The organism is Peribacillus frigoritolerans (assembly GCF_001636405.1).
Taxonomy (GTDB): domain Bacteria; phylum Bacillota; class Bacilli; order Bacillales; family DSM-1321; genus Peribacillus; species Peribacillus frigoritolerans.
In genome coordinates this window covers 4,877,563-4,889,966 of the sequence record NZ_KV440950.1, presented here as the reverse complement: position 1 = coordinate 4,889,966, position 12,404 = coordinate 4,877,563, and the positions used below count along the sequence as shown (strand labels likewise).

8 protein-coding genes, 15 tRNA genes and 1 rRNA gene are annotated in these 12,404 nt (G+C 36.4%); 23 read left to right on the top strand and 1 reads right to left on the bottom strand.

Annotated features, from left to right (window positions below; all coding sequences use genetic code 11):
- Positions 1-587: 587 nt before the first annotated feature.
- The 22 genes from rrf (at position 588) to A6755_RS23015 (ending at position 7,685) form a co-directional block, all read left to right on the top strand.
- A 5S ribosomal RNA gene (gene rrf / locus A6755_RS23115) occupies positions 588-703 on the top strand.
- A 9-nt stretch (positions 704-712) separates the two neighbouring features.
- Positions 713-787, top strand: a tRNA-Asn gene (locus tag A6755_RS23110).
- Between the two features lie 5 nt (positions 788-792).
- Positions 793-884: transfer RNA gene (locus A6755_RS23105), tRNA-Ser, on the top strand.
- Between the two features lie 9 nt (positions 885-893).
- Positions 894-968 (top strand) — tRNA-Glu (locus A6755_RS23100).
- Between the two features lie 15 nt (positions 969-983).
- Positions 984-1,059, top strand: a tRNA-Val gene (locus tag A6755_RS23095).
- Between the two features lie 103 nt (positions 1,060-1,162).
- Positions 1,163-1,236: transfer RNA gene (locus A6755_RS23090), tRNA-Met, on the top strand.
- Between the two features lie 5 nt (positions 1,237-1,241).
- Positions 1,242-1,317: transfer RNA gene (locus tag A6755_RS23085), tRNA-Asp, on the top strand.
- 12 nt (positions 1,318-1,329) lie between these two features.
- A tRNA-Phe gene (locus A6755_RS23080) sits at positions 1,330-1,405 on the top strand.
- 7 nt (positions 1,406-1,412) lie between these two features.
- Positions 1,413-1,488 (top strand) — tRNA-Thr (locus A6755_RS23075).
- A gap of 16 nt (positions 1,489-1,504) precedes the next feature.
- Positions 1,505-1,588 (top strand) — tRNA-Tyr (locus A6755_RS23070).
- 10 nt (positions 1,589-1,598) lie between these two features.
- A tRNA-Trp gene (locus tag A6755_RS23065) sits at positions 1,599-1,672 on the top strand.
- A 17-nt stretch (positions 1,673-1,689) separates the two neighbouring features.
- Positions 1,690-1,765: transfer RNA gene (locus tag A6755_RS23060), tRNA-His, on the top strand.
- A 35-nt stretch (positions 1,766-1,800) separates the two neighbouring features.
- A tRNA-Gln gene (locus A6755_RS23055) sits at positions 1,801-1,875 on the top strand.
- Positions 1,876-1,878: 3 nt separating this feature from the next.
- A tRNA-Gly gene (locus tag A6755_RS23050) sits at positions 1,879-1,953 on the top strand.
- Positions 1,954-1,962: 9 nt separating this feature from the next.
- Positions 1,963-2,036: transfer RNA gene (locus A6755_RS23045), tRNA-Cys, on the top strand.
- An 8-nt stretch (positions 2,037-2,044) separates the two neighbouring features.
- Positions 2,045-2,125, top strand: a tRNA-Leu gene (locus tag A6755_RS23040).
- Between the two features lie 133 nt (positions 2,126-2,258).
- Positions 2,259-3,230, top strand: a complete 972-nt coding sequence (locus tag A6755_RS23035; protein ID WP_063592099.1) for a tyrosine-type recombinase/integrase — start codon at positions 2,259-2,261, stop codon at positions 3,228-3,230.
- Positions 3,231-3,298: 68 nt separating this feature from the next.
- Positions 3,299-3,442, top strand: a complete 144-nt coding sequence (locus tag A6755_RS27340) for a hypothetical protein (protein ID WP_174878765.1) — start codon at positions 3,299-3,301, stop codon at positions 3,440-3,442.
- 142 nt (positions 3,443-3,584) lie between these two features.
- The gene (locus A6755_RS23030) at positions 3,585-4,361 is read left to right on the top strand and encodes a helix-turn-helix domain-containing protein (RefSeq protein WP_063592098.1); all 777 of its coding nucleotides are present in this window, start codon (positions 3,585-3,587) and stop codon (positions 4,359-4,361) included.
- Between the two features lie 219 nt (positions 4,362-4,580).
- The gene (locus A6755_RS23025) at positions 4,581-5,936 is read left to right on the top strand and encodes a methylamine utilization protein MauJ (RefSeq protein ID WP_063592097.1); all 1,356 of its coding nucleotides are present in this window, start codon (positions 4,581-4,583) and stop codon (positions 5,934-5,936) included.
- Positions 5,937-6,286: 350 nt separating this feature from the next.
- Positions 6,287-7,132 (top strand): hypothetical protein, encoded by an 846-nt coding sequence (locus A6755_RS23020; protein WP_063592096.1) that lies wholly within the window; start codon positions 6,287-6,289, stop codon positions 7,130-7,132.
- Positions 7,133-7,160: 28 nt separating this feature from the next.
- Positions 7,161-7,685 (top strand): hypothetical protein, encoded by a 525-nt coding sequence (locus A6755_RS23015; RefSeq protein ID WP_063592095.1) that lies wholly within the window; start codon positions 7,161-7,163, stop codon positions 7,683-7,685.
- Between the two features lie 1,781 nt (positions 7,686-9,466).
- Here the strand turns inward: A6755_RS23015 and A6755_RS23010 are convergent.
- On the bottom strand, positions 9,467-9,958 hold the full coding sequence (locus A6755_RS23010) for a hypothetical protein (protein WP_235565983.1): 492 nt from the start codon (positions 9,956-9,958) through the stop codon (positions 9,467-9,469).
- 362 nt (positions 9,959-10,320) lie between these two features.
- Between A6755_RS23010 and A6755_RS23005 the strand changes: the two genes are divergently transcribed.
- Complete coding sequence (locus A6755_RS23005) at positions 10,321-11,475, top strand: hypothetical protein (RefSeq protein ID WP_063592094.1); 1,155 nt, start codon at positions 10,321-10,323, stop codon at positions 11,473-11,475.
- Positions 11,476-12,404: the final 929 nt, after the last annotated feature.

Genomic DNA, 12,404 nt, shown 5'->3' with positions numbered 1-12,404 from the left:
AAAAGCTACCCCGGGGATAACAGGCTTATCTCCCCCAAGAGTCCACATCGACGGGGAGGTTTGGCACCTCGATGTCGGCTCATCGCATCCTGGGGCTGTAGTCGGTCCCAAGGGTTGGGCTGTTCGCCCATTAAAGCGGTACGCGAGCTGGGTTCAGAACGTCGTGAGACAGTTCGGTCCCTATCCGTCGCGGGCGCAGGAAATTTGAGAGGAGCTGTCCTTAGTACGAGAGGACCGGGATGGACGCACCGCTGGTGTACCAGTTGTCTTGCCAAAGGCATAGCTGGGTAGCTACGTGCGGACGGGATAAGTGCTGAAAGCATCTAAGCATGAAGCCCCCCTCAAGATGAGATTTCCCATGGCGCAAGCTAGTAAGATCCCTGAAAGATGATCAGGTTGATAGGTCAGAGGTGGAAGCATGGTGACATGTGGAGCTGACTGATACTAATAGATCGAGGACTTAACCAACGCTTTTTAAAAAGTGAAATACCTTCTTATTATCTAGTTTTGAAGGAATGAAAATTTCTTCTTGCATTTTCTCAAAAAGACGTTATAATAATATATGTCTTGAAAAAATGTTAACATTGTTTGGTGACGATAGCGAAGAGGTCACACCCGTTCCCATTCCGAACACGGCAGTTAAGCTCTTCAGCGCCGATGGTAGTTGGGGGGTTCCCCCTGTGAGAGTAGGACGTCGCCAAGCTTATATTGTTCCGCAGTAGCTCAGTGGTAGAGCATTCGGCTGTTAACCGAACGGTCGTAGGTTCGAGTCCTACCTGCGGAGCCATTATTGGAGAGCTGTCCGAGTGGCCGAAGGAGCACGATTGGAAATCGTGTAGACGGGTAACCCTGTCTCAAGGGTTCAAATCCCTTGCTCTCCGCCATTTATACCTGGCCCGTTGGTCAAGCGGTTAAGACACCGCCCTTTCACGGCGGTAACACGGGTTCGAATCCCGTACGGGTCACCATTTAGACAACATATTGGAGGATTAGCTCAGCTGGGAGAGCATCTGCCTTACAAGCAGAGGGTCGGCGGTTCGATCCCGTCATCCTCCACCATTTTTCAATAAGATCAGGTTGTTTCTGCATAAAGGATTGATTATTCAGCCCATTGAAACGCTTAACACGAAAACTTGATGTATAATAGCAACATTATTACCGTCGCGGGGTGGAGCAGTCCGGTAGCTCGTCGGGCTCATAACCCGAAGGTCGCAGGTTCAAATCCTGTCCCCGCAATCTATGGTCCCGTGGTGTAGCGGTTAACATGCCTGCCTGTCACGCAGGAGATCGCGGGTTCGATTCCCGTCGGGACCGCCATTTTTAATGTTTGGCTCAGTAGCTCAGTCGGTAGAGCAAAGGACTGAAAATCCTTGTGTCGGCGGTTCGATTCCGTCCTGAGCCACCATAGTAGTGCCGGTGTAGCTCAACTGGTAGAGCAACTGACTTGTAATCAGTAGGTTGGGGGTTCAAGTCCTCTTGCCGGCACCATGTTTCATCCATATGCGGAGGGGTAGCGAAGTGGCTAAACGCGGCGGACTGTAAATCCGCTCCTTCGGGTTCGGCAGTTCGAATCTGCCCCCCTCCACCATTTTTATTACAGGGGTATAGTTTAAAGGTAGAACAGAGGTCTCCAAAACCTCCAGTGTGGGTTCGAGTCCTACTACCCCTGCCAATTTAAATTCTATAATGGCGATTGTGGCGAAGTGGTTAACGCACCTGATTGTGGTTCAGGCATTCGTGGGTTCGATTCCCATCAGTCGCCCCATTTTAAAAAATATGATATAATGATTACAACGTTAATGGGCTATAGCCAAGCGGTAAGGCAACGGATTTTGATTCCGTCATGCGAAGGTTCGATCCCTTCTAGCCCAGCCATATGCGAAAGTAGTTCAGTGGTAGAATACAACCTTGCCAAGGTTGGGGTCGCGGGTTCGAATCCCGTCTTTCGCTCCAAAAAACGTTGGCGGCATAGCCAAGCGGTAAGGCAGAGGTCTGCAAAACCTTTACCACCGGTTCGATTCCGGTTGCCGCCTCCAACATACATGCCGGTGTGGCGGAATTGGCAGACGCGCACGACTCAAAATCGTGTTCCTCTGGAGTGCCGGTTCGACCCCGGCCACCGGTATCACTTTTATCAGTAAGACAAAGGAGTCCCCTACTTAGTAGGGGGCTTTTTTTGTGTTTACAGCACACGATTATTTTCCTGAAAGTCGTATTCCACGAGTCGTACGACCACAAGTTGAAAAGGGGTGTGTAAATTGGCTAGACGCGATAATTTTCTCTCCAGTAGTGAACTCTCCAAAGTGCATAAAAACTCCAAGTCGTATGACTTCAAAGATTCCCTTGAGTTGTTTATTGATGATTGCAAACTAAGGAACTTACGATCACATTCCATTCGTTACTATTCCAATGAGTTGAAAGTTTTTGAACGTTATCTTGAGGAGCAAGATGTAGTGTCAGACCCCAACAGTGTTACTTACGAGATTATTCAACGGAATGTGATTCTTTATATGAAAGAGCAAGGCTTAAAAACTGTCACTATTAATACTAGATTAAGAGCCATTAGAGCGTACTTCAATTTTCTTTATAAGCAAAAGCATATTAGAAAGAACCCAGTAGAAAATATTAAGCTACTCAAGGATAGAAAACATATTGTACAAACCTTCTCAACCGAGCAACTTGAGCACCTTCTCAAGCAACCAGATTTAAGGACGTTTACAGGTTTAAGGGATTATACTTTAATGCTTTTACTATTGGAGACAGGAATTAGAGTCAACGAGTTGGGTGGGATTGATTTATGTGATGTTCGATTAAAAGAGGGTGCTATTCATATTAGACATTCCAAAACGTACTTAGAAAGGATTGTCCCCATCCAAAAAACAATGAGGGAGCAATTAGAGAAGTATATTTCCATTCGAGGTGTTACCGAGTGTTTAAGCTTGTTTGTAACCATTGACGGAACGCCACTCACAAAAAGACAAGTTCAAAACAGAATAAAGTTTTACGGTGCGAAAGCTAAGATTGAAAACGTGAGATGTTCTCCCCACACATTTAGACACACTTTCGCTCGTTTATCAGTGCAGAACGGTGCTGGTATCTTCGAGCTGCAATCTATATTAGGGCACACCTCAATGGAAATGGTCAAAGTCTATGTAAACCTTTTTAGTGAAGACGTGAAGAACAAACATCAAAAGTTTAGTCCTTTGAGAAGCATTAAAAAGAGGTTGTAAAAACAAAGCTAGTGGGGAACCGACAAGCATTTCCCAATCAACGGAATGAATCTGAGGAGGGAACTGGAATGACAATGACAAAGGAAGAACTACTGAGTCAGCTCAAGGAGCAAGAGAAGAATCTTGAACGTTTCATTTCCATTCACACCAACGAAGAAAACAAACGGATCCACTCGGAAGCGCTGAAAGCCATTCGAGGATTAAATAAATAATGAGAACGCAAAAAGGAACTACCTCTCCAAGTTTGGTCGCTGGGAAGAAGTAGTTCCTCGAAAAACAAGTGAGGATTGCTCCTCTTATTTAAGTATACAAAAAGTTTGATATGGGAGCAACCTCCGGAATTTGGAGGAAGACATGAACGAGCTAAGAAAATATGAGTCTTTTAAGTCTGTCTCTGAGATGGACAAGTATGTAGTTAAGGTCTTGGAGGTTCTGGAGCTTACAGAACTCGACAGGAGCCTCTTGAGGTTGCTTGCTGGTCACTCATGCAAGTTTATTGGTGTTAGCTTCCTCAAGGTTCAAACAATGGCTAATAAGCTAGGAGTGAGCTACAAGAGCGCTCAACGAAGTTTAAAGAGATTAAAAGAGCTAGAAGTAATTAAACGAGTGAGAACTCTTAGAGTAGTTTCTGGAGGCTTTGGGGCTTCTATTACAATCATAAGTCCTAACGGTTTGACCCAACGCAAGCAAACTGAGAAGCCAACTCCAGAGCCAGCTCAAGAGCATTCTAAGCAGAAAGAAACATTTCTTTTCAAAGCATTCTTTAAAGATTTAAAGAACTTACGACAGCCAGAGCCGACTATTGATAATAAAATTGACTATACATATCTTACTGAATGGGTCCCTAAGGAGTTTATTCAAGTTGTTAAACCGTTTGTAAATGCTGAGGGAGCCTTCTCTCTATGGGGAAAGGTTCATATGTCTTCAAAGAAATACGCTCCGAGCGTTCAAGATATTCTTGAGCCAGCAATACGAGCTTTTAAGGCTTCAGTCCTTGCTTATAAATCCAGACGGATTAAGAAAAGCTTTGGAGCGTACTTCTGGGGTACACTCTGTGGAGTCTTTTCGGTTGAACAAAGGAAATTTATTGGCTCGAATATTTGTTATTGGATGGAAGAAATAGATCACTAAGAATTGTTTTTTAATTCTATCTCTTTTCTGAAATTAAGAAGAATAATATAACTTTTATTGTTGAATTTATTCTCATTCAACGATACAGGTTAATTAAACAAGAAAGAATGATTTCAACTTATTCTATCTTATTATGCTTATCTGGTTCTGGTAATGGTATAATTTGTATGGTTAATATGGTTTTTGTTTCAATAAACTATTAATGCTAAGGAGTTACTTATGGAAGAAGAAATTAAAAATTTAGTGGGTAATGTGGACAAGGATATTAATATAAAATTTGATTATCAAAATATTAATAATAATGTTATTTTATCAAGAAAAGATTGGAGAACAAGCTTTAGTTTTGCACTAGATGATGATGAAAAAATTCCTGGTCTATTGAATGAATGCATTGGTCGTTTATCTGATTTAGAAAGCTTGATAAAAGAAGACAATATAGAAGTTTGGATAGATAGGGAACAATTAATTATTGCCAATAAAGATTGGCAAAAAGACTATTATATAGAACTTGAGAGCCTAGATTTTTCCACAATTTATAACAAAATTAAAGATTTTTTTGATTTGAAATACATTCCAGTTATAGCTTGCTATAGAGAGGACTATTTTGAAGTTTTAATAAACCATACTGATATGGTTTGGGGTGACGGTCTATCTCATATATCCTTTTCTATCGAAGATGAAATCCGTTCTCAAGATAGAATTTGTTATGAAATAAGCTCAGTTTCTAAGGAATTCTCAACAATAATAGAAAATAATCAATTATACAGAAATCTTGAGGTTGAGGACAACTTTACAACTTTAAAAATCTATAATATCAATAAAGTATCAAATATTTCGATTGAAATGAAGGAAATCGAAGAAAAATTACTATACTATGCTAAATGTATATTGTTCGATTTATCTTATAAATTCTCAGCAACAATAACTTTTGAAGAATTACCAGAAGATGATGAGGATGAGGGAGAATTCGAGCATATTACTGAAGAATTGAATGACATTAAAACTCCTTATTTTAAAAAGGAATACGACTCTGATCTAATTGACTACTATCATAGAGCTTTAAAGATGTCTGATAGTGAATTTAAATACTTAGCTTATTATCAGGTATTGGAATGTATATTTGATGAAGTATATTTACATGAAACAGTGCAAGATGTAAAACAAATAATGAACTCTAGCTGGTTTTCAACCCATAAAGATAAAGATATTACAGAGATTATTGAAATTGTAGAAAAATATAATAAAGCAAAAAATGATAGAGAAAAATTGAAATTAGTTTTAGAAAGGTATTTTAAAGGTGAAGTGCATGATCAAGCATTTTTCTTAGCAAATAGAGATATAATTGAAATTTTAAAAAACGAGCTAAAGAAAATTAAACAAGATAAGGACTTGAAAGATCTTCAAAATTTAGCAACAGTTTTATATGACTTTAGATGTGAATGTACACATTCAAATAGAAGTTATCCTTTTAGAACAACATTTAATAAAACAAATGAAGAATTAAAGCAATACATTAATTTAATTAAAAAGGTATCTGAAATAATTATATTAAATTACAATTTTATCGCTAAATAGAAGTGCACCTAACTTAAGGTCGTTAATTCTGGCGTGATTTTAATAAAGCGGAGCTTTGATTGTTAACCAGCTTTTTGTTGTCCTATAACATGGAAAATTAGTTAAACAGAAAAAAGAGAAAAGATAGGTGAAAACCAACAACATAGAGTTCTCGTTTGAAAATTCACTAATGTGGATCAGGTGATATAAATGATTTCCAAAATATGATTTTTTTAAAAAAAGTTAGATATGTAGAAGTCTTATGAGGGTGAGCTGTTAAGTATACTTAACACATCCTCATTTTTTTATAGTAAGTATTTCCTTTTGAAGTGTATAATTCTATTATCATTTAGCTTGAGAAGGAGATATTTATGTTTAATTTAAAAAGTAAAACCTTTTGGAAATACGCTCTAATAATTTTACTCTTTCCAGCTGTTGTTAACTTTCTATTATTTCAGTACAAGCTTCCTTGGGTGTTTGGAACATCAGACAACTGGCTTTCTTTTTGGGGAAACTATACAGGGGGTCTTGTAAGTGCATTCGTAGCGTATGTTATTGCATACTCCCAGATTGAAAAACAACAAATTCTTGCCAACTCGCAGATTAAAAAACAACAACAAATTGAATTGCATAACAGAATAATAGCTCAGTTACCTTCTTTAATGAGGATTAGACTTGAGCTAAGTAATTATAGTATGGAATTGAGAAAAGTTAAACAGGAAAGAGAGGTTTATATTGCTGTACAAAGCAGGTTTCATGCTGAGGACGAAATGCGAACCCCAGAAAATACAGCTAATTTAGAAAGGTATACGATTGAATTGTTCGATAAAAACAACTATAGCCTTCTAGAAAAAATTGAGAATGATGATTTACATATGAAGCTTATTACTTGCTTCAATTTTTATGATGATTTTTCAAAAGCCATTACCTTTGACTTAGTTCCTCTTGAGAAAAAAATGGATGTAGCAGACGAAGAGCAAAAATTAAGCTATACAACAACCTCTGAAGTTGATTTGAACAAAATTTTACATTCTTCCGTTGCAAGGAATCAATTTGCGGATTACGCATCAAAAAAACAGATTGTTTGGAGAAGACTCTTTGAGGAAAGCCAATTAAGTACCTTTGAAAAAGTTCTAAAAGAAGTTTACATGGAGATTGCTGATATACAAAGAAAGAAAGAAAAAGAAAACTCCACGATATTAAGTAATTTAGAATAAAAACAAATATATATAAGGGAGGAATAATATGAGCAAACATACAACAGATGATATTTTAATTATACAAATCCCAATTCTACGTGACTTTTTATATCATTATTCATCTTACAAGGAGTTAATACATAATGTGGAAAACCTATCGGGTCCAAAGCTTTTTTGGAAGTTCACAGCTGATGCACACCTCTTAACATCAGTAAATTATTGGTGCATGTTATTTGGTAGCAAAGGTAATCTAACACATTATAGTAAAGTGGATTTTACCGAAGAATATGATTATGTACCTTTTAAGGAATACTTCTTGGAAGCTCTGAACATGACACATGAAGACTATGTAGAAAATTGGCAAAAGATAAAAGGCTTCAGAGATAAATTTTCAGCTCACAGAGAGATTGGTTACAAAGAACCTGTCCCCTACTTTGATATTGCACATAAGGTTGCACTTCATTACGTTTCTTGGCTTGAAAAGTATAATATAATGCCTTCACTTGAAATAATGGTAGAACAATATCAAGAAGAATTACAACCCATGATAGAAAGTTTTAAAATGAAATAAATAGAAGGAGGAAACAAAAGCTAAGCCACACCATTTTGGCCAAGAGAAAGAGGGGTTGTCTGAGAAAGCTTGTTTAATAAATAAATAGAAAATGAAGAAGAGGTTTCTAATTGTTCGCCCTTGAGACTTCTTTTAAGTTGGTTTTATTATCTAGCTCTTGAACTTGTATTCTTGAGTCAGCTTCCTTGCTATTCTTTAGAGTTCAAACTCATTAATGGGTGAGTAGTGAGGAAATTAAATGGGTGGACTCTTGAGAGATAAGGAGTGGACTATTGAGATTACATCGCCCTCGATACGCTCCTTTTTCGCTATATGTCAATCAGAACTATGTACATATACCAGAGATGGTCATCTCTATTTGTTCTCCCTCAAAAGACAGCCCTTGAGTTGACAATTGAGTCAGAGTACAAGCTAAGCCAAGCAAGTTCTCCTCAAGGTTCTCTCTGGAGTTCCCTTCTAAGAAGACAGGATGCTAAGAGAGCGAAGAGGCTCCTCTGGAGTAAACTTATTCAAAACCATTGGAGACAGCTTCTCTTCTTAATTACTTTTCCCCTTGATTCAGTCATCCTCTGGAGTTGACCTCTGAGTTTATTCTTCTTAAAAGCTCTTCTTGTTTCCCTTCTCGTTCCCTCTTCCAGAACGATTTCCACCCTAGGACACCAATCAGGAATATTCCCTCCCGAATTCGCTCAAGCGTTGGACGAAGAGAAATAGCCTTCCAGATTGGTGCAACTCTTATTACATAAGAGAACCCTTGAGTGGTGTGAGGATGTAGAGGAGAAAGTTATTTAGCTTCTGGAGAGAGGGGGGGCTCTTGAGTGGACTTACACAAGACCTTCGAGACAGCTTTCTGTTATTTCCTTTTATCTTTATTGAGGGAGCCACTCTGGATCCTTCCTTAGGAGCTTGCTATTGAGAGCCCTTGAGAGAGCCACTCAGAAGAAAACCAGCAATAAGGGAGCTATGAGAGGACCTTCTCAGTGGAGCCTTGAGAGAGCCTTCTCAGGAGCGGTTACTCAGGAGACCTCCTCAGGATAGCCCTTATTGTAGCCGCTATGAGTACGGACTAGGAAGAGGGCTCATGAGTATGCACTGAGAGAAAGGATAATAAATATTTGTGAGGTGGCTGAGTGAGTGTGCTGCATAAGCCTTTATACATACATAAAATGTAGATAGATCAAGGGATATAAGGCTCTAATGTATATTAGATAGCGTACTCATAGTACACCTTGACATACAGTAAGTGAGTCGTGAGACGTTGGTATTACTGGGCTGGTTCACAATAACTAGTTGACATAATTCTGTTTATCGGAAGTCGATTGGACATAAAGGAACTGGTTTTATTTATATTTATACGTATTTATTGTATGTTGAAAAAGCAGAGTATATTTGGGAGTGAGACTCGTGAGCGCATTCGGAGAGAATAGTTAAGCAAAAATTACAAGGGGTAGGGGGTCTCTTGGAAGCGGTAGGGAATGTTTTTACAAACTATGAAAATGAAAAAAATTTTCTCCCTAAAAGTCACCTCTGGAGGAAGCCACTCTGGAATTGGAGCTTCCTTCTCAGGGGAAGAGGGGAGGGCAGCCCCATATAGAAGTTAAGCACCCAATAGTTTAAGTGGAATCCTTCACAATCTCTTCTACACCTAAATATAACTCCTATCCCTAATAATTGTTGTTCCGAAATCCGGTACAATACAAAAAGACGCCTTCTTATTCAAGAAAAGCGTCCGGTTGTGGAAGGTCATCAAGATAAGAAGATACATCAGATTTTTCTCTTCTTCACTCTTCAAATATTTTTTTATCCCATTCGTTCGTAAAACCTTCAGGCCATTTTCTTTTTTTGATTGCTGCGAATTCTTCATCTTTTTTAAGGATCTCTATGCATTCTTCAACTAATGGTTCTAAAACAAATTCTTTTTTTCCACCGTCAAATATATACGTAATAAACGCATAATCAGAATGATTCTTATTAACAGTAAGACGTGTCTTTGAAAATGGATAAATCTTACCTTCACATTCTAATTCATCGATAGGACATTCATTTCTTGGAAGGTTCAAATCAACCAGTACAACTTTTTCATCTTGAACAACCTGTTTGTGTTTGTCAAATGACTGTCTTATCCAATTACTAATCGTCGTGTGAACGATTAAACCATTATTAAGTTCTTTAATATTTTTTTTTACATCATTGAAAATCAAATTTTTATCTTTTATTATTTCCTTTTCCATTGATATGCCCACTCTGACATGATCCACCCTGTTTTGATTCATGACATCACAACCTTTTATTATTTTGGGTATTTACCATCATAGGTGATATTTGACATCAATATAGCAAAAACCTCCTATATTTCAGAAGGTTCTAATTTTTTTTGCTTTTCCCTTTTTTTATTTCAAGCAAAAGGGTCACCAAATGGTAATGAATTATGTACACGGCATTTTTATGAGATAAATCAAAATCAGTTCCAATCTAATCTTAAGACATCTCTGTTCTCCTTGCATTTTAAGTGGTGAATCAGCTAAAGAGAATGAACTATAGAAATCAATTTATAAATGGTTTATAATTCCAAAAGCATCTTTTTTTCATTCGACTTTTTATAAATACAAAAGAATATTTTTAATTCGGAGGCTATATGGATAAATTTTGGCTACTCATTGATAATATTGATACAAAAAAAGGAAGAATTAATTCAATAATGTTTCTTGTTTTCGCCGGATTTGTTTCCATAATTCATTTTTATTTGTTTTACATTTTTGCAGGAGTATTAGCAATACTTTGGTTGTTAAAAGCTATAAGGCTATATATTTCATTGAGGAGACTAGATTTCCTAGATATTAAAGAAAATGACTATAAGACAGATCGACAAAAAAGAGGGAGTTTTTTAGTAATAATATCAGTTTTTATTTTTTTTATAACATTATATTTAAAATATAGACCAAATTCAGAAGCATTTTGGAGTAGTATACATGGATACTCAATATTATGTATCTCCATTTGCATTTTCTTTAGTGGTGTTGCAATATACTTTAATTGTTTTATTCTGAGATTTATCAGTATATTATGCACTACATTTTTTGGAGTACTGGTAATACTTACAGTAATCACTTCAATATTAGAAGTTTTAATATGGGTAATGGACTGGGCAATGGATGGGGGTAATTCGGAATATTCAATTAATTTTAATTTTATATCTTTTTTTGAACCTACTAATTTGATAATTAACTCATATATGTTTGAAGTAAATGACCTATTCGATTTCATTATAATAAGCATATACTCCATTATCTTTTTAAGTTTTATAATTTTAATACATCCACCCTATCAGCTTGAACAACTCGGTAATGTTTTAAAAATAAGTAATATCATTATTTCAGTAATTTCCACTCTTATTTTTTTCTTTGTAAGTATGAAATTCTCTAGTATTTCATTACCAGAATATAAGGTACTAACCCTATCAATAGTAGAAAGTGATAATCAATATTCTCAAGACTTAGATGAGCTAAAAAAATATATATCTACTTTTTCAAAAGCTAACATAATTAATATGGGTACTATTGTTTTTACCCCATATATTATTGCACTTTTAATTACTAATTTTATTTTAGATTTTAAAAAAACCAAATCAAAAAATAGAGCTTCTAAATTTTTTGAAGAGTACATCGAATTAGACGATGCATCAAAAGATTGTGATATTATTGCTAAAAAATATTTCTACTATTCAGGAGATAAAAATCTATGGAGAGCATATAACAAGCTTAATAAAAAAATACATTCTAAAAACGAGTAGTCTTCTTTCTAAGATTACTCGTTTCACTAAAATATAAACCTGTTTTTGGAATCACTTTAATTATAGTTTAAATAAACTTAAAAATTTGAAACTAAATAAAGATTGCTACTAGTTATGATGATGTAATTGTGACAGGGAAAAATCGTTCAATAATGACAGCATTTTTTCCACCTCGTATTTCCATTTAATGTATCACAATAAAAAGCTTTTTCTAATGTTTATTTAATTATTTTGATTATTGCTTGTTCAACTAACCTGCCCCGATAGTTCTACAAAGCCAGAGTGTCCTTCCTCGGTAAAGCGAAAAGAAATCTTAAGGATAGTTTACCTCAAACGAAAACTGTACCAGTTCTTATTGAAGTCTGTACTAGTTTTTCTCCGCTCCTGAGCCTACTCCAAAAACGATTAATAAGTCCTGAAAATACCTCTCAAGTCCTTGGTGCTGTTGAGTTTGCCACCTCAGTAAAGAACAAAAGGGAAGAAAAAAAGGTCACACCCTCCCGAAAGACTAAAAGAGTATTACTTATAGTTCAACTAATAGACACCTCTTATATTTATTTATTATTTACTCTTTAGTGCTTTACTAATAGGTCAACTAATAAGCCACCTCTTGTATTTATTTATTTTAATACCAAGTATTTAAAGATATGGTGTCTATTTAGTTCACTCCCTAGAATCCTTTAATCCCTTGAGGAAGAAAATAAGATTTTTAAAAGAGGTTCCACTTCATCACCTTGAGGGCGGATCCATTTCGTTCTTCCCTGAGACGGTTCCTTTAGTCATAAGATATAAGAGGATTTCCGAGGTGGAAACGCTTGAATCCCTTGGGAGAGTATAATTTATGACTGTTTTAATTGGCGCAGGATATGATACTGAAGGTAGCTGATTGGCGCAGGATATGATACTGAAGCTCATGAGATTTGGATTAA